At 73.0% G+C, this 21428-nt stretch carries 19 protein-coding genes, 1 tRNA gene and 1 other RNA gene; 13 read left to right on the forward strand and 8 right to left on the reverse strand.

Annotation, left to right across the window (positions count from 1 at the left end):
• The first annotated feature begins 68 nt into the window (after window positions 1–68).
• A complete protein-coding gene (locus E0W78_RS04165; protein ID WP_131402609.1) occupies window positions 69–662 on the forward strand; it encodes a DinB family protein in 594 nt (197 codons plus the stop codon).
• Here E0W78_RS04165 and E0W78_RS04170 read toward each other — a convergent pair.
• Window positions 659–2830, reverse strand: coding sequence for a SpoIIE family protein phosphatase (locus E0W78_RS04170; protein ID WP_165570405.1), 2172 nt, complete (start codon window positions 2828–2830; stop codon window positions 659–661). The two genes, E0W78_RS04165 and E0W78_RS04170, sit on opposite strands and share 4 nt — an antisense overlap.
• Before the next feature lie 185 nt (window positions 2831–3015).
• Between E0W78_RS04170 and E0W78_RS04175 the strand changes: the two genes are divergently transcribed.
• Window positions 3016–3531, forward strand: coding sequence for a DUF3145 domain-containing protein (locus tag E0W78_RS04175; RefSeq protein WP_131402611.1), 516 nt, complete (start codon window positions 3016–3018; stop codon window positions 3529–3531).
• Window positions 3532–3537: 6 nt separating this feature from the next.
• On the opposite strand, the gene E0W78_RS04180 is transcribed toward E0W78_RS04175, so the two are convergent.
• From E0W78_RS04180 to aceE, 3 genes are all read right to left on the reverse strand, one after another.
• Window positions 3538–4350 (reverse strand): acyl carrier protein, encoded by an 813-nt coding sequence (locus E0W78_RS04180; RefSeq protein ID WP_131402612.1) that lies wholly within the window; start codon window positions 4348–4350, stop codon window positions 3538–3540.
• A 46-nt stretch (window positions 4351–4396) separates the two neighbouring features.
• Complete coding sequence (locus E0W78_RS04185; RefSeq protein ID WP_131402613.1) at window positions 4397–5440, reverse strand: phosphatase PAP2 family protein; 1044 nt, start codon at window positions 5438–5440, stop codon at window positions 4397–4399.
• 93 nt (window positions 5441–5533) lie between these two features.
• On the reverse strand, window positions 5534–8293 hold the full coding sequence (gene aceE, locus E0W78_RS04190) for a pyruvate dehydrogenase (acetyl-transferring), homodimeric type (protein WP_131402614.1): 2760 nt from the start codon (window positions 8291–8293) through the stop codon (window positions 5534–5536).
• Window positions 8294–8426: 133 nt separating this feature from the next.
• Between aceE and E0W78_RS04195 the strand changes: the two genes are divergently transcribed.
• From E0W78_RS04195 to E0W78_RS04230, 8 genes are all read left to right on the forward strand, one after another.
• Complete coding sequence (locus E0W78_RS04195; RefSeq protein WP_131402615.1) at window positions 8427–8813, forward strand: DUF3052 domain-containing protein; 387 nt, start codon at window positions 8427–8429, stop codon at window positions 8811–8813.
• Between the two features lie 43 nt (window positions 8814–8856).
• Window positions 8857–9318: a redoxin domain-containing protein gene (locus E0W78_RS04200; protein WP_131402616.1), complete on the forward strand. Its 462-nt coding sequence runs from the start codon at window positions 8857–8859 to the stop codon at window positions 9316–9318.
• A gap of 147 nt (window positions 9319–9465) precedes the next feature.
• Window positions 9466–9539 (forward strand) — tRNA-Val (locus E0W78_RS04205).
• Between the two features lie 58 nt (window positions 9540–9597).
• Complete coding sequence (locus tag E0W78_RS04210; protein ID WP_131402617.1) at window positions 9598–11691, forward strand: DEAD/DEAH box helicase; 2094 nt, start codon at window positions 9598–9600, stop codon at window positions 11689–11691.
• 141 nt (window positions 11692–11832) lie between these two features.
• Window positions 11833–12975, forward strand: coding sequence for a Nif3-like dinuclear metal center hexameric protein (locus tag E0W78_RS04215; protein ID WP_131402618.1), 1143 nt, complete (start codon window positions 11833–11835; stop codon window positions 12973–12975).
• A gap of 401 nt (window positions 12976–13376) precedes the next feature.
• Window positions 13377–13712 (forward strand): C4-type zinc ribbon domain-containing protein, encoded by a 336-nt coding sequence (locus E0W78_RS16835; RefSeq protein WP_242686245.1) that lies wholly within the window; start codon window positions 13377–13379, stop codon window positions 13710–13712.
• 13 nt (window positions 13713–13725) lie between these two features.
• Window positions 13726–14895, forward strand: a complete 1170-nt coding sequence (locus tag E0W78_RS04225) for a bifunctional RNase H/acid phosphatase (RefSeq protein WP_207392631.1) — start codon at window positions 13726–13728, stop codon at window positions 14893–14895.
• Window positions 14896–14949: 54 nt separating this feature from the next.
• Window positions 14950–16026, forward strand: a complete 1077-nt coding sequence (locus E0W78_RS04230) for an alkene reductase (RefSeq protein ID WP_131402619.1) — start codon at window positions 14950–14952, stop codon at window positions 16024–16026.
• Window positions 16027–16029: 3 nt separating this feature from the next.
• Here E0W78_RS04230 and E0W78_RS04235 read toward each other — a convergent pair whose 3' ends face one another.
• From E0W78_RS04235 to E0W78_RS04250, 4 genes are all read right to left on the reverse strand, one after another.
• Complete coding sequence (locus E0W78_RS04235) at window positions 16030–16797, reverse strand: peroxide stress protein YaaA (protein WP_131402620.1); 768 nt, start codon at window positions 16795–16797, stop codon at window positions 16030–16032.
• A 17-nt stretch (window positions 16798–16814) separates the two neighbouring features.
• Complete coding sequence (locus tag E0W78_RS04240; RefSeq protein WP_131402621.1) at window positions 16815–17879, reverse strand: SLC13 family permease; 1065 nt, start codon at window positions 17877–17879, stop codon at window positions 16815–16817.
• A gap of 30 nt (window positions 17880–17909) precedes the next feature.
• Window positions 17910–18494 (reverse strand): TMEM165/GDT1 family protein, encoded by a 585-nt coding sequence (locus tag E0W78_RS04245; RefSeq protein WP_131402622.1) that lies wholly within the window; start codon window positions 18492–18494, stop codon window positions 17910–17912.
• Between the two features lie 157 nt (window positions 18495–18651).
• Complete coding sequence (locus E0W78_RS04250) at window positions 18652–19053, reverse strand: ACT domain-containing protein (RefSeq protein WP_131402623.1); 402 nt, start codon at window positions 19051–19053, stop codon at window positions 18652–18654.
• Window positions 19054–19100: 47 nt separating this feature from the next.
• Between E0W78_RS04250 and rnpB the strand changes: the two genes are divergently transcribed.
• The 3 genes from rnpB to E0W78_RS04265 all read left to right on the forward strand — a co-directional run bounded on the left by rnpB (window position 19101) and on the right by E0W78_RS04265 (window position 21427).
• Window positions 19101–19498, forward strand: an RNA gene (gene rnpB / locus E0W78_RS04255) — RNase P RNA component class A.
• A 93-nt stretch (window positions 19499–19591) separates the two neighbouring features.
• Window positions 19592–21046 carry a GGDEF domain-containing protein gene (locus E0W78_RS04260; RefSeq protein ID WP_131402624.1) on the forward strand — a complete coding sequence of 485 codons (1455 nt, stop codon included), beginning with the start codon at window positions 19592–19594 and terminating at the stop codon, window positions 21044–21046.
• A 33-nt stretch (window positions 21047–21079) separates the two neighbouring features.
• Window positions 21080–21427 carry a hypothetical protein gene (locus E0W78_RS04265; protein ID WP_131402625.1) on the forward strand — a complete coding sequence of 116 codons (348 nt, stop codon included), beginning with the start codon at window positions 21080–21082 and terminating at the stop codon, window positions 21425–21427.
• Window position 21428: the final 1 nt, after the last annotated feature.

Below are 21428 nucleotides of genomic sequence, written 5' to 3' on the forward strand. Positions count from 1 at the left end.
ACGTACCCCGCTCACGCCCTGGGCGAACACGCAGGCGATGGGCCCCGCACCGGTGCCAGGCTGGAGGCATGGACCAGGACCAGCTCAAGCAGCACCTGCACCGCTACCTGCAGGCCGGACGTGACGCGCTCATGTGGAAGCTCGACGGACTCTCCGAGTACGACGTGCGGCGCCCCATGACGCGCACCGGCACGAACCTGCTCGGCCTGGTCAAGCACGTCGCCAGCATCGAGCTGGGCTACCTGGGGGACGTCTTCGACCGTCCCTCGAACATCCCGCTGCCCTGGCTCAGCCCGGACGCCGAGCCGAACGCCGACCTGTGGGTCCAGCCCTACGAGACCCGGGCCCAGGTCGTCCAGCTCTACCGCGACGCCTGGGCGCACGACGACGCCACGATCCGCGAGCTCGACCTCGACGCCGTGGGGCACGTCGAGTGGTGGGGCGAGGACGGGCGCGTGACGCTGCACCAGATCGTGCTGCACGTCATCGCCGAGACGCACCGGCACGCCGGTCACGCCGACATCGTCCGCGAGGCGATCGACGGCGCGGCGGGCATGCGGTCGCGCGACGACAACCTGTGGGGCCCGCCCGGCGGGTGGGACGCCCACCGCGAGCGGCTCGAGCAGGCGGCCCGCGAGGCGCAGGACGCGCCGGGGTCCTAGGCGGGCACCTGCGCCCAGACGGTCTTGCCCTCGCGACGCTCCATCGTGCCCCAGCGCGACGACAGCGCCTCGATCAGCAGCATGCCGCGGCCGCCGGTGGCCTCGGCGGACGCCAACCGAGGTCGTGGCTCGTGCGGGCTGTCGTCGCTCACCTCGATGCGCACCGCGTCGCTGAGCTGCCACAGCGCGAGGTGGGCGGTGCTGCGGGCGTGCACCAGCGCGTTCGTCACCATCTCGCTGACCAGCAGCAGCACGGCGTCCTCGAGCTTCTCCAGGCCCCAGCGGTGCAGGGCCTCGGCCGCCACCGAGCGGGCGGTGGCCACCTCGTCGCGCCGCTCGACGGTCGTGGTCACCCGCTCGCGTCCGTCGTGGCCCTCGTAGTCGCACACGAGTAGGGCCAGGTCGTCGTCGGCGTGCGTGCGGGCCGCCTGCACGATGGCGTCGGCGGTCGTCTCGGCGTCCTGCCCGTGCATGCCCTGCACGGACGTGACGAGGTCCGCGACCGTCACGTCCAGGCCGGCGTCGCGGCGCTCGACGAGGCCGTCGGTGTAGAGCAGCAGGCGGGAGCCGGGACGCAGCGTCGACCGGGTGACCGGCCACGTGGCGTCCTCGGCGGTGCCGAGCGGCAGGCCGCCCTCGCAGTCGAGCTCGGTGGCGTCGCCGGACGGGTCGACGACGATCGGCAGCGGGTGCCCGGCCCGGACGACCAGCAGCTCGCCGGTGCAGGGCGACAGCGTGGCGAGGCAGCAGGTGGCCAGCAGGTTGGTGCGCAGCGACAGCATGAGCTGGTTGACCTGGGCGACGGCCACGTCCGGGTCGTGGCCCTCGGCGATGTAGGCGTGCAGCGCCATGCGCAGCTGCCCCATGACGGCGGCGGCGCTGATGCTGTGCCCCTGGACGTCGCCGATGACGAACGTGATCGTGCCGGTCGGGGAGGCGATGACGTCGTACCAGTCGCCGCCCACCGCGGCACCGGCCGCGCCGGGCCGGTAGCGGACGGCGAGGGAGACGGTGTCGAGCTCGGGAAGCTCCTGGGGGAGCAGCGAGCGCTGCAGGGTGAGTGACGAGTCGGTCACCGCCGCGACGTGGGCGCGCAGCTGGGTCTGCGAGCGGACCTGGGCCTCGTCCAGCCGGGCCCGCTCCATGGCCGAGGCGAGCTGTCCGGCGACCGCCCCGAACATCGAGACCTCTGCCGTCTCGAGCGCGCGCGGACGGTCCCAGGCGACGGCGAGCACGCCGAGCGACGCCCCGCGCACGAGCAACGGCACGCACAGCACCGCACCGGCCTGAGGCAGCTGGGCGGCGATCGCCGGGTAGCGGGCCTCGAGGGACGTGCGGTCGGTGATCCGGACGGGCTGCTGGCTGCGGAAGGCCTCGGCGACCGGGCTGGCCACGTCGCGCGGCAGCGTCCGGGGCCCGGCCGGCTCGGGCAGGGGAGTGGCGCCGCGGACGGCGACGAAGTCCTCGCCGTCCGGCTCGAACAGCGCGATGCGCACCGCCTGCGTGCGACGGCCGAGCGAGTCGCGCAGCGCGTCCATCGCGTCGGCGGTCGTGCGGGCGTCGGCCAACCAGGACGTGACCTCCTGCAGCAGCGCGAGCCGGTTCGCACCCTGCTCGGCGCGCCGACGGGCCTGCTTCTCGGCGGCGAACAGCCGCGCGTTGTCGAGGGCGACGGACGCATGGGCCATGATCGCCGCGACGTCGGCCTCGGCGGCCTCGTCGAAGACGTCCGGGTCGGGATGGCCCAGCAGCAGGGCCCCGGCGACCTCCCCGTCGCGGCCGCGGACGGGACCGGCCAGGTAGCTGCGCAGCGGAGCGTCGTCGCCGAACGACTCGAAGCGTCCGTCGTGCTTCACGTCGGCCGAGCGGACGAGCGTGCCGGCACCCAGCGCGGGGGCCAGGAGCGTCGCGACGGCGTCAGGGTCGTCGGTCAGCGCGGGCGGCGTGCGACCGGCGGTGACGTCGAGGATGCGGACGTGACCGTCCTCGTCGCTGTCGGCGTGGCGCAGGACCGCGAAGCCGGCACCGGCCAGCTGGACGCCGGCCTCGGCCACCCGCTGGAGGACGCCCGTCAGCTCGAGGTCGGCGTAGATGACCTCGGCGAGGTGCGCCGTCGGCTGCCCGCCCGGCGACCGTCCCGCCCGGCGGTGTCGTGGGTTCTGGTCCACGGACCCTCCTGTCGTGCAGCGGGCCCTCGCCCGACGGGCACCACGGTAGCCCGTGCGGCGGGCCGCGCGTCCGGCAGCCTCGGGCCGGTCCGGCGGTCTTGGCACGCCCTGGTGGCGTCGGGCACAATGGCTGCATCAGTGCCGCCCGCCGGGTCGTTGGGGAAGACGTATCCAGGGAGGCACCGATGAAGTCGAGCCGTACGGACGTCCCCACGCGGGGCGTGCTGTTCGTGCACTCAGCGCCGTCCGCGCTCTGTCCCCACGTGGAGTGGGCAGCGGCCGGCGTCCTTGGCGCGCCCGCGGACTGGCACTGGGTCGACCAGCCCGCCGAGTCCGGCAGCTATCGCGCCGAGCTCTCGTGGCAGGCGAAGGCCGGCACGGCCGCGGAGCTCGCCTCCGCGCTGCGCGGCTGGGAGCGGATCCGCTTCGAGGTCAGCGAGGAGCCGACCGCCTCCACCGAGGGAGCCCGCTACTCCTACACGCCCGCGCTCGGGCTATTCCACGCCCTCACCGGCCTGCACGGCGACGTGCTCATCCCCGAGGACCGCATCCGCGCGTTCATGGTCAAGGCCGCCCGCGGCGACGTGACGATGGACCAGGCGCTCGAGGGACTGCTCGGGGCCCGCTGGGACGCCGAGCTGGAGCCGTTCCGCCACGCGGGCGACGGCGCCCCGGTGCGCTGGCTGCACCAAGTGATCTGAGCTCGGTCAGCCGACGGTGACCGTGGCGACCGGCGTCGCGGTGCGCGAGTCGCGGTCGAGCAGGCGGATCTGCCGCTCTCCGGTGCGCGTCGTGTAGATCTGCGTCGTGAAGCTGCCCTCGTCGTCGCTGACCTGCACGGTCACCGGGAAGTCGGTCCAGCCGCCATCGCCGTCCTTGGTCTGCACCTGCAGCACGGCGTTGTCGTCGGCGGTGGGCAGGCGACCGGACAGCGTCATCCGCTCGCCGGCCGAGACCTGGCGCGGGGTGATGCTCAGCTCGGGCTCCGGCGCGTCCTGCGTCGGCGCCGTGACGCTCGGGGTCGGCGTCGGCGTGGGGGAGGGCGTGACCGGCGCGGCCGTGGTGGGGGTCGCCTTCGGCACGTCCTGCGAGCCCAGGCCCATCACCTTGCCGACCGCCGCGAGGCCGAAGCCGCCGACGACGCCGATGACCAGGCCCACGCCGACGAACCCGGCGGCGTAGGAGACGGCCTTGCGCTTGCGCTGCTTGACCTCCTCCGGCGGGAGGCTGGGGTCGAGCAGCGGCGGGACGACGAACGGGGAGCCGGACGTCGTGGGGGCCGGGGCGTCGCCCGAGACCGCGTCGACGAGGTCCTGCACGGTGACGACGGCGTCCAGCTGAGCGTCGGGCACCGGACGTCCGAGCTGCTGCGACGCGCCCTCCGCGATCTCCACGAGGGCCAGGGAGTCGACGCCGAGGTCGCGCAGGCGCGCGTGCGGGACGACCGCCGACGGCTCGCAGTCGACGACCCGCACGATGATGTCCGTCAGCGCGCGGCTGACCTGGCTGTCCGAAGGCACGGGGTCAGCCTACCGATCCCGCGCCGGGCGCGACGTCCGCCACGGATCAGGCGGCCGGGGTCGGCTGCGGGTCCGGAGCGGGGTCCTTGCGCCGCCGGAAGAACGGCCGTCGTTGGCGGAAGTTGCCGGTGACCAGCGCGCCGATCGTGACCGACGCCCAGGCGATGAACGCGCCGGCGAAGTCGTCCAGGATGTAGTGCCAGCCGAAGTACAGCGTCGCGACGACGGTGAGCACGAAGTACGCCCACGCGATGTAGCGCAGGGCCGGCTTGAGGCCGATGTGGTGGAAGAACAGCGCGGCCGTGAGCGTGACCGAGACGTGCAGCGAGGCGAAGCCTGCGATGCCGTAGATCGTCTCGCCCGTCGGGTCGCTCTTGAAGATGACGCCGTTCTTGAACAGGCTCTGCTGCAGCGCCGTCACGCCGGTGTCGGGCAGGTCCAGGAACATCGACGGCTGGGCGAAGGCCGGGCCGAGCGTCGGGAAGATGTAGTAACTGACCGTGCCGAGCACCCAGTTCAGGCACAGCGCGGTGGCGTACCAGGCGCCGATCGAGACGTCGCGGTTCAGCACCAGGAACGCGGCCAGCGTGACCGGGATGAGCGGCAGGTACGAGACGTAGATGAACGCCAGGACCTGCGCCATGACCGTCGTGCCCAGCGCCGCGTGCAGCAGCTCGGCCGGGTTGTTGCCGAAGGCGAGCCAGTGGTCGATGCGCAGGAAGTCGGTGTCGTAGATGACGTCCTCGCGGATGAGCGGCAGCAGGCTCTTGAGGTTGCGGTAGCCGACGTAGCTCACGTAGAAGCACAGCAGGCCGGTCGCGATGTAGCCCGCGCGGCGCCACGTCCACTCCTCGCGGACGATCGTGCGCATGCCGCCCCAGAAGCCCTTGAAGCCGAAGCGCTTGAGCGCCTGCGGGACGATGCCGAGCGCGAAGAAGCCCAGGCCCATGACGGGCAGGCGGACGTAGGCTGGACCGAGGAAGCCCTCGGGGTCCTTGAGCGTGACGTCCAGCGCCAGCGTGGCCACGATCGCCGTCGCCCCGGTGATGAGGGACAGCACGACGGCAAAGGTGTAGGGCCAACGACGCATGGGCGCCATCCTAGCGATCGCTCGCTGAGGAGTTCCTGAGGACGGCGACGGCCCCCGCTCCGGTGGGAGCGGGGGCCGTCGGGGCGGGCCGGGTCAGGCGTCGCCGCCCTCCTGCGGGATGCCGGCGACCGCGGTCGGGTCGTCGATGCGGAAGCGGTTGAACGCCTCGCTGACCCGCTCGCGCGGCACCTCGTCGCGCTGGGCGAGGCTCTGCAGCACGCCGACCACGATCGACTCGGCGTCGATCTGGAAGTAGCGACGCGCCGCCGCGCGGGTGTCGGCGAAGCCGAAGCCGTCCGCACCGAGCGACTGCCAGGCGCCGGGCACCCAGCGGGCGATCTGGTCGGGCACCGCACGCATGTAGTCGCTGACGCCGACCGTGACCGCGTCGGAGTCGAGCAGCTTCTGCGTGATGTAGGGGACCCGCTGGTACTCGCCCGGGTGGTTGAGGTTCCAGCGCTCGACCTCCTCGGCGTCGCGGGCCAGCTCGTTCCACGACGTCACCGACCACACGTCCGCGCGGACGCCGTAGTCGTCGGCCAGGACCTGCTGGGCCTTGAGCGCCCACGGCACCGACACGCCGGACGCCATGATGCGCGCCCGCGGACCCTCGCCGCCCTCGGCCGGCTTGTACAGGTACGCGCCGCGGAGGATGCCCTCCACGTCGACGTCCTGCGGCTCGGCCGGCTGGACGATCGGCTCGTTGTAGACCGTCATGTAGTAGATGACGTCCTCGCCCTGCGGGTGGGCGTCGCTCGTGCCGTACATGCGCTGCATGCCGTTCTGCACGATGTGGCTGATCTCGAAGCCGAACGCGGGGTCGTAGTGCACGACGGCCGGGTTCGTCCGCGCGATGAGCGGGGAGTGGCCGTCGGCGTGCTGCAGGCCCTCGCCGGTCAGCGTCGTGCGGCCGGCGGTGGCGCCGATGAGGAAGCCGCGCGAGAGCTGGTCGGCCATCGCCCAGATCGAGTCGGCGGTCCGCTGGAAGCCGAACATCGAGTAGAACAGGTAGACCGGGATCATCGGCTCGCCGTGCGTGGAGTACGCCGAGCCCGCCGCGATCGCCGACGCCATGGCGCCGGCCTCGCTGATGCCCTCGTGGAGCAGCTGGCCCTGCTGGGACTCCTTGTAGGCGAGCAGCAGCTTGCGGTCGACCGACTCGTACTGCTGGCCCGACGGGTTGTAGATCTTCGCCGACGGGAACATCGAGTCCATGCCGAACGTGCGGTACTCGTCCGGCGCGATCGGGACGACGCGCTTGCCGATCTCGGGGTCCTTCATGAGGTCGCGCAGCAGGCGGACGAACGCCATGGTGGTGGCGATCTCCTGCTTGCCCGAGCCCTTCTTCAGCTCGCCGTACAGCTCGTCGGCCGGCAGCTTGACGCCGTTGGCCAGGATGCGCCGCTCGGGCACCGAGCCGCCCAGCGCCTGGCGGCGGGCCATCATGTACTGGATCTCGTCGCTGTCGGCGCCGGGGTGGTAGAACGGCGCGATGTCGGAGGCGTCGATCGCCTCGTCCGTCACGGGGATCTTCAGCTTGTCGCGGAAGCCCTTGAGGTCGTTCTTGGTGAGCTTCTTCATCTGGTGCGTGGCGTTGCGGCCCATGAAGGAGTCCAGCAGCCAGCCCTTGACCGTGTGGGCCAGGATCACCGTCGGCTGCCCGCTGTGCTTGGTCGCCGCGTCGAACGCCGCGTAGACCTTGCGGTAGTCGTGGCCGCCTCGGGGGAGACGCTCGATGTCCTCGTCCGACAGGTGCTCGACGAGCTTGCGCAGGCGCGGGTCGGGGCCGAAGAAGTTCTCGCGGTTGTACGCGCCGGTCTCGACCGAGAGCGTCTGGAACTCGCCGTCGGGGGTGCGGTTCATCTGGTTGACCAGGACGCCGTCGACGTCGCGGGCGAGCAGCTCGTCCCACTGGCGGCCCCACACGACCTTGATGACGTTCCAGCCCGCGCCGCGGAAGAACGACTCCAGCTCCTGGATGACCTTGCCGTTGCCGCGCACCGGGCCGTCGAGCTGCTGCAGGTTGCAGTTGATGACGAACGTGAGGTTGTCCAGCTCCTCCCGGGCCGCGAGCGCGATGGCGCCCAGCGACTCCGGCTCGCCCATCTCGCCGTCGCCCAGGAAGGTCCAGACGTGCTGCTGGCTGGTGTCCTTGATGCCGCGGTGGTGCAGGTAGCGGTTGAAACGCGCCTGGTAGATCGAGTTGATCGCCGCCAGGCCCATGGAGACCGTGGGGAACTCCCAGTAGTTGCTCATGAGGCGCGGGTGCGGGTACGACGACAGGCCCTGGCCGGCGCCGTGCGAGTGCTCCTGGCGGAAGCGGTCGAGCTGGGTCTCGGTCAGGCGTCCCTCGAGGTACGAGCGGGCGTACACGCCCGGGGCCGCGTGGCCCTGGAAGTAGATCTGGTCGCCGCCACCGGGGTGGTCCTTGCCCTTGAAGAAGTGGTTGAAGCCGACCTCGTACAGGCTCGCCGCCGACTGGTACGTGGCGATGTGGCCGCCGACGCCCAGACCGGGACGGTTCGCGCGCGACACCATGACCGCCGCGTTCCACCGGATGTACGAGCGGATGCGCCGCTCGATGTCCTCGTTGCCGGGGAACCACGGCTCGCGCTCGGGCGGGATGGTGTTGATGTAGTCGGTGCTGCGCAGCGCCGGCACCCCGACGTTCTGCTCACGCGCACGCTCCAGCAGGCGGAGCATGACGTACCGGGCGCGGTCGCGTCCGTTGGTGTCGATCATGTCGTCCAGCGAGGCAACCCACTCGTTGGTCTCGTCGGGATCGATGTCAGGCAGCTGCGTGGGCAGGCCCTCGTGGATGACCGGGGTGCGGTCCGAGCCGGATTGCGGCATTAGATCTCCTGAAAGTCTCGTGGACACGTCCATCATTCCACGCGACATTCGCTAGGGTGAGACCGGCGAGGGGGTCCGAAACCGTACTCGCGAGTAGGAAATCCGGTACGAAAGGACGCCTGAGGAGGCACCGTTGGACGCGGCTCGACTGGGCTTCACGCCCGGAACCGTCATCCAGGAGCTCGGCTGGGACGAGGACGTCGACGACGACCTGCGCTCGGCCATCGAGAAGCACGTCGGTGCGGAGCTCGTCGATGGGGAGTACGGCGACGTCGTCGACGGGGTGATCCTGTGGTGGCGCGACGGCGACGACGACCTCGTCGACTCGCTCGTCGACACGCTGCAGGACCTGGTCGAGGGCGGCACCATCTGGCTCTTCACCCCCAAGGTCGGGCAGCCCGGCTACGTCCCGGGGGCCGACATCGCCGAGGCCGCTCCGGTCGCCGGTCTGTCGACCACCACGACGTCGTCGACCGGTACCGACTGGGCCGTCACCCGGCTCACCTCGCAGAAGCGCTGACCCAGCGGGTGCCGAGGTCGTCGTGAGGGGGTAGAAACGCCTCATGACGATCGAGATCGGCGACCTCGCGCCCGACTTCACGCTCAAGAACCAGCACGGCGAGCCCACCACGCTCTCCGAGCTGGTCTCCGAGGGACCCGTCGTCGTGGTGTTCTTCCCCTTCGCCTTCACCGGCGTGTGCACGGGGGAGATGCGCGAGATCCGCGACAACCTCGGCGACCTCGAGGACGTGGGCGCCCAGGTGGTGGCGATCTCGTGCGACTCGACCGCCACGCTGCGGACCTTCGCCGACACCGAGAACCTCACCTTCCCGCTGCTGAGCGACTTCTGGCCGCACGGCGCGACGGCCCAGGCGTACGGCGTGTTCAACGACGTCACGGGCTCGGCGATCCGCGGCACGTTCGTGGTCGACCCCGAGCGCGTCGTGCGCTGGAAGATCGAGAACGGCATGCCCGACGCCCGCAGCTTCGAGGACTACCGCGTGGCCCTGTCCGGCACCGCCTGAGGAAACTTCCGCAAAACCGGTGCACACGTGTACGCGATGCGCTTACATGGACGTGCTGCGGCCGCTGGGGACCCGAGACCCCGGCGGTCGCAGTCTTTTCGTGCGGCCCGCCTCGCCGTCGCGCTGCGGTAGTCTGTGCCGCTGACCGGGCGAATAGCTCAGCTGGTCAGAGCATCCGGCTTACACCCGGAAGGTCGGGGGTTCGAGACCCTCTTCGCCCACCCCGCACCGTGTGGACGCCGCCCCGGCTCCGTCGGACCCGGCTGTCACGATGGCTCGGTGACCACGACCGCCGATGCCGCCCTCACCACCCTCCGCCGGCTGACCGGGCGCGACGACGCCGTCTTCCACCCCGGCCAGCTCGAGGCGATCACCGCGCTGGTCGGCGAGCAGCGCCGCTCGCTGGTCGTGCAGCGCACCGGCTGGGGCAAGTCCGCGGTCTACTTCATCGCCACGAGCCTGCTGCGCGAGCGTGGGTCCGGCCCGACGCTGCTGGTCTCGCCGCTGCTCGCCCTCATGCGCGACCAGGTGGCCGCGGCCGAGCGGGCCGGGGTGCGCGCGGTCTCGATCAGCTCGGCCAACGCGCACGAGTGGGACGAGGTGCGCGGCCGGCTCGCCGCCGACGATGTCGACGTCCTGCTGGTGTCGCCCGAGCGGCTCAACAATCCGCAGTTCCGCGAGGAGCAGCTGCCCGAGCTGGTGGCGCGCATGGGCCTGCTCGTGGTCGACGAGGCGCACTGCATCTCCGACTGGGGCCACGACTTCCGGCCCGACTACCGCCGCCTGCGCGACCTCATCGGCACGCTGGGCGAGAAGGTTCCGGTGCTTGCGACCACCGCCACGGCCAACGCGCGCGTGGTCGCCGACGTCGCCGAGCAGCTCGGCGGCGACGTCCTCACGCTGCGCGGCTCGCTGGCCCGTGACTCGCTGCGGCTGGGCTGCCTCGTGCTGCCCACCGCGCGCGACCGGCTCGGCTGGCTGGTCACGCACCTCAAGGACCTGCCGGGCAGCGGCATCGTCTACGCGCTCACCGTGTCGGCCGCCGAGGACACCGCCCGGCTGCTGGCCGAGGCCGGCTACGCCGCGAAGGCCTACACCGGCCGCACGGACCCCGAGGAGCGTGAGGCGCTAGAGCGGGCGCTCAAGAACGACGAGGTGAAGGCGCTCGTCGCCACGTCCGCCCTCGGCATGGGCTTCGACGCGCCGCGGCTGGGCTTCATCGTCAACCTCGGCGCCCCGTCGTCCCCGGTCGCCTACTACCAGCAGGTCGGCCGCGCCGGCCGCGGCACCGACCACGCCGACGTGCTGCTGCTGCCCGGGCCCGAGGACGCCGACATCTGGCAGTACTTCGCCACCGCGTCCATGCCCGACCCGGTCAAGGCGCAGGCGGTCATCGCGGCGCTGGGCGACGAGCCGCTGTCGACCCCCGCGCTCGAGACCCGCGTCGACGTCAAGCGCACGTCCCTGGAGCTCCTGCTCAAGGTGCTCGACGTCGACGGGGCGGTGCGCCGGGTGCGCGGCGGGTGGGTCTCGACCGGCGTGCCGTGGACGTACGACGCCGAGCGCTACGAGCGCATTGCCGCGGCCCGGCAGGCCGAGCAGCAGGCGATGCTGGCCTACGAGCGGGCCACGACCTGCCGCATGGAGATCCTGCAGAGCGAGCTCGACGACCCCACCGCCGCGCCGTGCGGACGCTGCGACGTGTGCGCCGGCGCCTGGTACCCCACCGACGTCGCGGCCGACGCGGTGGCGTCCGCGTCCGGCACGCTCGACAAGGTCGGCGTGCCGGTCGAGCCCCGCGGCCAGTGGCCCACCGGGGCGTCCCGGCTCGGCGTCGAGGCGAAGGGGCGGCTCTCGCCCGACGAGAAGGCCGAGACCGGACGCGTCGTCGCCCGTCTGACCGACCTGGGCTGGGGCGGGACCCTGCGCACGCTGCTGGCCGCCGGCGCGCCCGACCAGCCGGTCACCGAGGAGCTGCTCGGCGGCGTCGTGCGGGTCCTGCGCGACTGGGACTGGCAGCAGCGTCCGGCCGGGGTCGTGGCCATGCCGTCGCTGCACCGGCCCCAGCTCGTCGCCTCCACGGCGGCGGGCATCGCCCGGCTCGGTCGCCTGCCGCTGCTCGGCACGCTCGACGCCGATCCCTCGATGCCGGTGCCGGGCCCGGGCGGCAACAGCGCCTACCGGCTCGCCTCGGTGTGGGGACGCTTCTCGGTGGGCCCCGAGCTGCAGCAGGCGCTCGCGTCCGTCCATGGTCCGGTGCTGCTCGTCGACGACCTGGTCGACAGCCGGTGGACGCTCACCGTGGCGGTGCGCGAGCTGCGCCGGGCCGGGGTCAGCGCCGTGCTGCCGTTCGCGCTCGCCTCCGTCGCCTGACCCACCTCGGCGAGGACCTCGCCCCGCGCTGGGAGTGACGTCGTGCCCGCCCGCACCGGCATGTCGCGGGCACGACGTCACGCTCAGCCCGGACGGGCGCAGGCACGCGGGTGAGGGTGGTGGCTCACTAGAGTGACGCTCATGCCCACCCTGCGTGACGTCGTCGCCGTGCTGGACGAGCTGTACGACCCCGCGTGGGCCGACGACTGGGACGCCGTCGGCACCGTCGCCGGCGACCCCGACGCCGAGGTGCGACGCGTCCTGCTCGCGGTCGACCCCGTGCAGGCCGTGGCCGACGAGGCGGTGGCCGGTGGGTACGACCTGCTCCTCACGCACCACCCGCTCTACCTCAAGGGCGTCACCAGCGTGGCCGCGACGACACCGAAGGGCCGTGTCGTCCACACGCTCGTCCGCGGCGGGGTCGCGCTCCACACCTGCCACACCAACGCCGACGCGCCCCGCTTCGGCGTCTCGGAGTCCATGGCGCTCGCGCTCGGGCTCACCGACGTCCGCGCCCTCGACCCGGACCCGGCCGAGGACGTCGACAGCTGGACCGTCTTCGTGCCGGCGCCGGACGCCGAGCGCGTCCTGGCCGCCCTGCACGCGGCCGGCGCGGGAGCACTCGGCGACTACGACAGCGCCGCGTTCGTCAGCGAGGGCACGGGCCAGTTCCGGCCGCTCGACGGCGCCGACCCGCACACCGGCCAGGTCGGCCGCCTCGAGAAGGTGGCCGAGAAGCGGCTCGACCTCGTCGCGCCCGCCCGGCTGCGGGAGCGGGTGCGCGCCGCGCTGCTCGCCGCGCACCCCTACGAGGAGGTCGCCTACGACGTCATGGCCACCGCGCCGCGGCCCGAGTCGCAGCGGGGGAGCGGGCGCATCGGCACGCTCCCGGTGCCGATGACCCTGCGCGACTTCGCCGACCACGTCGGCCGCAGCCTGCCCGCGCACCGCAGCGCCCACCGCGTGGCCGGCGACCCCGACCGCGAGGTCCGCACCGTCGCCCTGTGCGGCGGCTCCGGCGACTTCCTGCTCGGCCGGGCGGACGCGGCCGGTGCCGACGTCTACGTCACCTCCGACCTGCGCCACCACCCGGTCAGCGAGCACCTCGAGCGTCCCGGCGCCTGCGCCGTCATCGACGTGCCGCACTGGGCCGCGGAGTGGACCTGGCTGCCGGTCGCCGCGACGCAGCTCGTCGCACGCCTGGGCGATACGGTGGAGGCGCACGTCTCGACGACCGTGACCGACCCCTGGACGTTCGTCCCCGCCCCGAGGAGCACACCCTGAAAGCCGACCCGTCCGCCCAGCTCGTCCTTCTCGACCTGCAGGCCCAGGACTCCCAGCTCGCCCACCTGGCCCACCGCAAGGCGTCGCTGCCCGAGCACGCCCGCATCGAGGAGCTGACCGCGCGCGCGGCCGAGCTCGACGGCCGCCGGGTCGAGGCCGAGACGGCCGTCTCGGACCTGACGCGCGACCAGAAGAAGGCCGAGTCCGAGGTCGAGCAGGTGCGCGTCCGGCGTCAGCGCGACGAGCAGCGGCTCAACAGCGGCGCGATCTCCAACCCCAAGGACCTGGAGTCGCTGCAGCGCGAGCTCACCGCCCTCGACCGCCGCATCGCGACGCTCGAGGACGACGAGCTCGTCGTGATGGAGGACCTCGAGCAGGCCCAGGCCGTGCTCGCCGACGTCATGCACGACGTCGACGAGGTCGAGGCCTCGCTCCAGCAGGCCCGGCAGACCCGCGACGCCGCGATCGCCGAGATCGACCAGGACGTCTCGGTCGCGACCCTCGACCGTGGCGCGCTCGTCGAGCGCGTGCCCGGCGACCTGCTCGGCCTCTACGACAAGCTCCGTGCCCAGTACGGCGCGGGTGCCGGTGCGCTGCGGGCCCGACGCTGCGAGGCGTGCCGGCTCGAGCTCAACGGGGCGGACCTGCGCGAGATCGCGGCGGCGCCCGACGACGAGGTCGTCCGCTGCCCCGAGTGCAGCCGCATCCTCGTCCGGACGTCCGAGTCCGGTCTGTGACCGAGGGGCCGGCATGACCGTGCGGAACGTGGTCGTCGAGGCCGACGGAGGCTCGCGCGGCAACCCGGGCCCGGCCGCGTACGGGGCCCTGGTGCGCGACGCGGTCACCGGCGAGGTGCTGGCCGACCGCGGCGAGACCATCGGCGTCGCCACCAACAACGTCGCGGAGTACCGCGGGCTCATCGCCGGCCTCGAGCTCGTCGCCGAGCACGCGCCGGACGCCGAGGTCGAGGTCCGCATGGACTCCAAGCTGGTCATCGAGCAGATGGCCGGCCGCTGGAAGATCAAGCACCCCGACATGAAGCCGCTGGCCATGCAGGCCCGCCAGCTGGCCCCGGCCGGCGTGCGCTGGACCTGGGTCCCGCGCGAGCGCAACAAGGCGGCCGACGCGCTGGCCAACGAGGCGATGGACCTCGAGGCCCGCACCGGACGTCCGGCCGTGGTCGGCACCGCCGCGCGCGAGGAGGTCGTGCCGCTGCCCGAGGGCCAGGACGTGCTCGCCGCGCCCGCCGCGGCCCCGGCCAAGTCCGAGAAGAACCCGCTGCTCGGCTGGCGCGGCAAGGCGCACGGCGACCCCACGACGATCGTGCTGCTGCGCCACGGCGTCACGGCGAGCACCGTCCGCAAGCTGTTCTGCGGCACCGGCGGCACCGACCCCGGTCTGACGTCCGAGGGCGAGGCCCAGGCGATCCGGGCGGCGGCCTGGATCGAGCGGCACGTCGACGTCGACGCCATCGTCGCCTCGCCGCTGCGCCGCACGCGCGAGACGGCCGGCTTCGTCGCCCGCGAGCTCGGCCTGGACGTCGCCACCGAGCCCGGCATCGCCGAGGCCGCCTTCGGCGACTGGGACGGCCTCACCTTCGCCGAGGTGATGGAGCGCTGGCCTGACCACATGAACGAGTGGCTGGGCTCGACGTCCGTCGCCCCGCCCGGCGGCGAGACCTTCGACGCGGTCTACGAACGCGTCCGTGACGCGCGCGACCGCCTGCTCCAGACCTACGCCGGCCGGACGATCGTCGCGGTCAGCCACGTGACGCCGATCAAGATGATGGTGCGCCTGGCCCTGGACGCGCCCATGCCGATCATCCACAAGATGGAGCTGGCCCCGGCGAGCGTCACGACCATCTCGTGGTGGCCCGACGGCACGCCCTCGCTGAAGAACTTCTCGGTCGTCCCGGACTGAGTGACGAGTCCCACACCGGGGAAGGGTGGGCCCGGGCCCGCCGTTGGCACCGGTATGGATCTCTTCACTCCCGTGACCCTGGGCGACCTCGAGCTGGCCAACCGCGTCGTGATGGCGCCGCTGACGCGCATGCGCGCCGGTGCCTCCGGGGTGCCGAACGACCTGCTGGTCGAGCACTACGAGCAGCGCGCCAGCCTCGGCCTCATCGTCACCGAGGGCACCTACCCGCGTCGTGAGTCGCAGGCGTTCGTCGGCCAGCCCGGCATCGTCGACGACGAGCAGCAGGCCGGCTGGGCCCGCGTCGCCGACGCCGTCCACGCCCGCGGCGGCGGCATCGTCATGCAGCTCATGCACGGCGGACGCGTCACCCACGCGGACGTCAACGGTGGTCGCCGCGTCGAGGCGCCGAGCGCCATCGCCATCCAGGGCGAGGGCCACACCGAGCAGGGCAAGCAGGCCTACCCGGTGCCGCACGCGCTGACGGTCGAGGAGGCCCAGGAGGTCCGTGACGACTTCGTCCGCGCCGCCCGCCGCGCCGTCGACGCCGGCCTGGACGGCGTCGAGGTCCACGGGGCCAACGGCTACCTGCTGCACGAGTTCCTGTCGCCGGCCTCGAACGTCCGCGACGACCAGTACGGCGGCTCGCCCGAGAACCGCGCCCGGTTCGTCGTCGAGGTCGTGCGCGCGGTGGCCGACGAGATCGGAGCCGGCCGGGTCGGGCTGCGCATCTCGCCCGAGCACAACATCCAGGACGCGCTGGAGACCGACCACGAGGACGTCCGCGCGACCTACGGCCACCTGCTCGACGAGCTGCGGCCGCTGGGCCTGGCCTACCTGTCGGTGCTGCACCGCGAGCCCGCCGGCGAGCTGGTGCAGGAGCTGCGAGCGCGCTTCGGCGGCCCGCTCGTGGCCAACAGCGGCTTCGGCTCGGTGACGACCCGCGACGAGGCGGTCGCGCTCATCGAGGCCGCGCACGCCGAGGCGGTCGCCGTCGGCCGCGCGGCCATCGCCAACCCGGACCTGCTCGAGCGCTGGCACGGCGAGCACCCGGAGAACGAGCCCGACCCGCGCACGTTCTACGCGCCGGGCGCCGAGGGCTACACCGACTACCCGTTCCTGGTCCGGGCCTGAGGCTCAGATCTCGGTCACGACGACGTCGAGCCGGTTCCCGGACCGCTCGACCGTCCAGCCGAGGTCGCCCAGCGCCTCGGCGAGCTCGTCGACCGACGTCGGACGAGCGTCCTCGACGAGCAGCGCCCGCACGAGGCGGCCCTTGGTCGCCTTGTTGAAGTGGCTGACGACCTTGCGCTGGCCGTCGGGGCGCTCGTGCAGCACCCGCATGGTCGCGGTGCGCGGCGCGAGCGCCCTGGACGACTTGCCCAGGTTCACGTATGTGCCTGAGCGCAGGTCGACGAGCAGGCCGTCGCCGGCCGCCTCGTCGAGCGCCGGGGGCAGGACGTCGCGCCAGACGCCGCTGACCGTGCCGAGCCGGGGCAGCGTCACCGAGCCCGACAGCCGGTAGGCGGGGATCGGGTCGGACGGCCGCAGCAGCCCGAACAGCCCGGACGCCACCGCCAGCGTCGCGTCGGCGCGCTCGCGGACGTCCGCCGGGAGCCCGGCCAGGTCGAGGTGGCTGAACAGCACGCCGGTGTAGACCTCGTCGGCGCGGCCGACCGGCTCCTCGAGCAGGGCGGCGTTGGTCGAGAGCGCGTCGGCCTGCGTCGGTCCGAGACCGAGCACGTCCATCGCCCGGGCCGGACGTCCGGAGCTGAGCGTCACGAGCGCCTTGAGCAGGCGCTGGCGGGTGCGGTTCAGCGTGGGGAACGAGAGGTCGTCGACGTCGAGGACCCGGTCGCCGGACGGACGGGTCTTGCCCTCCGAGGGCGGCAGCAGCACGAGCACCCGGTGACCCTACCGACTCACCACACGAGGCTCGTCCACGCCCACAGCACGGTGGTGCACGCGACCACGAGCGCGGGCGTCGTCGCCACCGCGAGCCGGTGGAAGGTGCCCAGCGTGGCGACCTCCCGGGCCGCCGAGCGCCACCAGAGCAGGTTGGCCAGCGACCCGACGATCGTCAGGTTCGCGCCCACGCCGACGCCGACCAGCACGGCCAGCACGGTGGCCGGCCCGGCGAGCGCCGCGGCCGGCAGCAGCACGAGCGTCGCTGGCAGGTTGTTGACGACGCCGGCCAGCAGCATGGCCAGCAGCGCGGCGCCCACGAGCGCCGCCCACGAGTCGCCGCGGGGGAGCAGGTCGCCGACGAACGATCCCGCCGGCGTCCGCGAGAACCAGGTCACGAGCATGCCCCAGGCGAGCACGAGCAGGGCCATGGGCAGGTTGGCCGCGTGCAGCAGGTCCCGCCACGTCGTCACGCGGCGCACCAGGGCCGGGACGCCCACGAGCACGGCTGCCACGGTCGCGACGACCCACGGGGTGGTGCCCGCACCGAGGCCCAGCAGCAGCACGACCAGGACGGCCAGCGGGTAGCGGGGCACGTCCGGCGGATCGCCGTGGGCCGGCGGCGGGTGGCCGATCTCGTCGCGGAACCACCAGCGCAGCACCAGGTACTCGCCGGCGACGGCGACCAGCCACACCGGCGCCATGGCGCCGGCGAACGCGGCGAAGCCGAGCCCGGTCGCCGAGAACATGAGCAGGTTGGTCAGGTTCGAGACCGGCAGGAGCAGCGACGCGGAGTTCGCCAGGCGGACGGTCGCGTACGCCGGCCAGCGCCGTCGACCCGCGGCCGCGAGCAGCACCGGGGTCAGCAGCACCGCGGTGGCGTCCAGGCTGAGCACCGCGGTGACGAGCGCGGCCAGCACCACGGAGAGGGCGAGCAGCGCGGACGCCGACCCGCGGGCCAGCCGCCGGGTGCGGGCGCCCAGCGCGTCGAACAGCCCGGCGTCCGCGCAGGCCCGCGCCACCACGGCGATGGCGACGAGGAAGCCCAGGGCCTCGGCGAGGGCGCGCAGGTCGTGGAGCACGGGGGAGACCCTACGGCTGCGCGCCCGGGGTCAGCCGAGCCAGCCCGCGCCCTCGGCGATCAGCAGCAGGCCGAACACCGCGAACGCCGCGGCGGCGCCGTACTTGATGACCTTCTCGGGCAGGTGCTTGCCCAGCGCGATGCCCACGACGATCGCGAGCGCGTCGGCCGCCACCATGCCGATGGTGCTGCCGACCCACGTGCCGAACCACTGGTGCTGCGTGGCCAGGGTGATCGTGGCGAGCATCGTCTTGTCGCCCAGCTCGGCCAGGAAGAACGCCACGCCCACGGCGAGCAGCGCCGAGCCCGACGCCTTCTTGGCCTTCTCCGCCTCGTCCTCGGTGAGCTCGTCGCCGCGCAGCGTCCAGGCCGCGAACCCGAGGAAGGCGATGCCCGCCGCGATCGCGATGGGGCCCTGGTAGTCGGCGAACCCACGGCCGATCCAGTAGCCGATGGCGACGCTGGCCAGGTGGACGATCGCGGTGGCGGCGGTGATGCCGAGCAGGACGTCCCGCGCACGGAACCGGGTGGCGAACGTCATCGCCATCAGCTGGCTCTTGTCGCCGAGCTCGGCGACGAAGATGACAGCGGTGCTCAGCCACAAGGCCTCGATCATGAAAAAAGCTCCTCGTCCGTCCCGGACGAAGAGCCGCACACGACGAGTCCTCGACCGGGCTCGTCGTATGACAATCCGGTCGAAAGTCTCGTCCGCCAGCTGGGCTGGCCTGCTGTGCCGGACCCGAGGGTCAGTATGTCGACACAGCCGTTGGGGACTACTCCCTTTCGCTCCGCAAGGATAGCGCACGGATCGCGGCGACCGCGTCGTGGCGTGCCTCCCACGGGACGACGACGTGGTCGTGGTGGGCTCCGGCCAGGACGTTGCAGGGGATCTGCGCGTCGGCCAGGGCGCGCGAGAACGTGGCCGTGAGGCCGACCGAGTCGAGCGCGCTGTGCACGGTGAGGGTGAGCCAGGCGCCCACGAACTCGTAGGCCAGCCCGATCTCGTCGGCGTCGTCGCGGCCCATCACGACCGTGATGCCCTCGTCCTCGACGACGACCGCGCGGATGCCGACCTCGTCGATGACCCGGGGCACGAGCGCGTAGACGACCGGCTCCTCGTCCATCCGGACGTCGAGGGAGGCCAGCATCACGTCCAGGTCGCTCTCGCCGCTCATGGCCGAACTCTAGGGGAGGGAGACGACGGCTACGATGGGGACGCGAATGAGCCGGCCGGGCGGCCGCGCCGGACGCCCTCGGGCGTGCGGTGAGGAAAGTCCGGACTCCACAGAGCGCGGTGGTGGCCAACAGCCACCCACGGTGACGTGCGGGACAGTGCCACAGAGAACAGACCGCCAACGGCCTGCGCCCTCGGGTGCAGGTGCGGGCAAGGGTGAAACGGTGAGGTAAGAGCTCACCAGCGGCCTCGGTGACGGGGCCGGCTCGGTAAACCCCACCGGGAGCTAGACCAAGAGGGCGCCTCGGCGCCTGCGCTGACGGGCTGCTCGTCCACGGGTCAGCGGGTAGGTCGCACCGAGCGGCGCAGCGATGCGCCGCCCAGATGGATGGTCGCCCAGCGCCTTCGGGCGTGGACAGAATCCGGCTTACAGGCCGGCTCATTCGCCTTCGCGCCGCTGGGCGTGGTGCAGTACCGTGGCTCGAGCGGTTCCACGGACGGTTCCGCTTCGGGGCCTCTCACATGGAGTCGTGCGTTTCGTGGCCACAGCATCGTTCCTCGCGGCGGTCGTCGCGCTGGGCGTCGCCGTGCTCGCGCTGCGCCGCCGCGACGTGTTCGGCACGGGCCTGCTGGCGGTCGCCGGCGTGGCCGTCGCCGCCTGGGACGTGATCGTCCCGCTCGCGGACGAGGACATCGACCCGACCGGAGTGAGCGACACCCTCTGGCTCCCGGTCATCGCCGTCGCCGCCCAGTGCTTCTACGTCATCGCCCGCCGCGGCGTCGTCGCTCGCTGGCCCATCCCGAACCCGGTCCTCGGCTTGTTCGTGGCCTACCCGGCCGTGCTCGTCTCGTTCCTGTGGCCGCGCCGGGACGTCGCGCAGTTCACCGACGACGGCGCGTTCGTCGCGGTGTGGATCGTCCAGGCCGCGTACTGCGCCACGCTCATCGGCCTGGCGATCGTCGCCATGGCCGAGCGCCGCCAGCACCACGACGCGACCCGGCGGCCGCTGCTCCTGCTGATGCTGCTCATGGTCGGCCTGCTGGGCGTCCAGATGGTGCAGGTGCCCGGCGTCCACCTCGTCGCCACGGCCGCGCTCGTGCTGATCTACCGGCTCGTCGTCGTGGTCCGCTACAACGACCGCGTCCCCGCGCCGGTGGTGAGCCCGCTCGGTGCCCTCGAGGTCCACGCGTTCGCCTTCGACCATCACGGACGCCTCGTCGAGGCGACCCGCTCGGCGCTGCGCCTGGTCGGTGCGGCCACCGGACGCGAGCCGCGTCCCGGTGACTCGGTCGCCGAGGCGCTCGGGCCCGACGTCGACCTGGGCACGCCCGGCAGCGACGGCGTCCTCGTGCTCGGCACCGGCACCCGGGCCGTCGTCGCGCAGGCCCGCACCGCGTCCTACCGGCCGCCCCGGGCCGCCGGGCTGGACGGGACGATCCTCACGCTCTGGTACGCCGAGGGCGTCACCGGCGCCGGCGGAGCGTCGCGTGACACGGTCACCGGCGCGCTCACCCGGGCGACGCTGGAGGCCGTGCTGCGCTCGTTCGCCCGGCACGCCACCCGCAGCGGCGAGGCGCTCTCGGTCGCCGTCGTCGACCTCGACCGCTTCAAGCAGGTCAACGACCAGCACGGCCACCTCGCCGGCGACGCGATGCTCGCCGCGGTGGCGGGGCGCCTGCTGGACGTCGTCGGCGACGCCGGCTGCGTCGGACGCTACGGCGGCGACGAGATGGTCGTGGTGCTGCCCGGCGCGAGCCTGGGGACCGCGCACGCCCTGGCGTCCCGCCTCGTGCAGGCCGCGGGTCAGCCGGTGCACGCGGAGGGTCAGCGGCTCGAGCCCTCGGTGAGCGTCGGTGTCGCGCAGCACGTCCCCGGCCAGTCGGCGACCGACCTCGTCCGGGCGGCCGACGCGGCGATGTACACGGTGAAGCGCGGCGGCGGCGGAGCGGCGGGCACCGCGCAGCGTGACCTGCGCAACAGCGCCGGTGCGTAACCTCTGCACAAGTTCGTCGTTCTAGAGGTCACCATGGACGATCTCACCCAGCCTGCAGACCGCGGATTCGTGCACCCTGCGCAGCGTCACCCGTCGATCGGGGGGCCGCGAGAGACGCTGCTGTACGCCGTGCCGGACGCGCAGGCGCAGGCCAGGGTCGTCCGGGCGCTGGAGCGCAGCGACGACGACGGGCTCGTCGCCCTGTCGCTGCGCTCCGGCCACGATCACCTCGTCGCCGTCCACTGCGCGCGCACGTGGCCGGCCATGCGCCGGGTCCGCGCCATGGTGACCGCCGCCGACCCCGAGGCCGTCCAGGTGCTCGGCTCGCGCGGCACGATCGACCTCACGGCCCCCGAGGGCCCCTGGGCCATCAGCGCCTGAC

Origin of the sequence: Aeromicrobium sp. IC_218 (assembly GCF_004336805.1) — a bacterium.
Taxonomy (GTDB): domain Bacteria; phylum Actinomycetota; class Actinomycetes; order Propionibacteriales; family Nocardioidaceae; genus Aeromicrobium.

Bases quoted from the DNA above. Each gene is read 5' to 3' on its own strand.
- E0W78_RS04165 (WP_131402609.1), top strand. From the start codon at position 69: ATGGACCAGGACCAGCTCAAGCAGCACCTGCACCGCTACCTGCAGGCC.
- E0W78_RS04175 (WP_131402611.1), top strand. From the start codon at position 3,016: ATGAAGTCGAGCCGTACGGACGTCCCCACGCGGGGCGTGCTGTTCGTG.
- E0W78_RS04185 (WP_131402613.1), bottom strand. From the start codon at position 5,440: ATGCGTCGTTGGCCCTACACCTTTGCCGTCGTGCTGTCCCTCATCACC.
- aceE (WP_131402614.1), bottom strand. From the start codon at position 8,293: ATGCCGCAATCCGGCTCGGACCGCACCCCGGTCATCCACGAGGGCCTG.
- E0W78_RS04200 (WP_131402616.1), top strand. From the start codon at position 8,857: ATGACGATCGAGATCGGCGACCTCGCGCCCGACTTCACGCTCAAGAAC.
- E0W78_RS04215 (WP_131402618.1), top strand. From the start codon at position 11,833: ATGCCCACCCTGCGTGACGTCGTCGCCGTGCTGGACGAGCTGTACGAC.
- E0W78_RS16835 (WP_242686245.1), top strand. From the start codon at position 13,377: ATGCACGACGTCGACGAGGTCGAGGCCTCGCTCCAGCAGGCCCGGCAG.
- E0W78_RS04225 (WP_207392631.1), top strand. From the start codon at position 13,726: ATGACCGTGCGGAACGTGGTCGTCGAGGCCGACGGAGGCTCGCGCGGC.
- E0W78_RS04230 (WP_131402619.1), top strand. From the start codon at position 14,950: ATGGATCTCTTCACTCCCGTGACCCTGGGCGACCTCGAGCTGGCCAAC.
- E0W78_RS04245 (WP_131402622.1), bottom strand. From the start codon at position 18,494: ATGATCGAGGCCTTGTGGCTGAGCACCGCTGTCATCTTCGTCGCCGAG.
- E0W78_RS04250 (WP_131402623.1), bottom strand. From the start codon at position 19,053: ATGAGCGGCGAGAGCGACCTGGACGTGATGCTGGCCTCCCTCGACGTC.
- E0W78_RS04265 (WP_131402625.1), top strand. From the start codon at position 21,080: ATGGACGATCTCACCCAGCCTGCAGACCGCGGATTCGTGCACCCTGCG.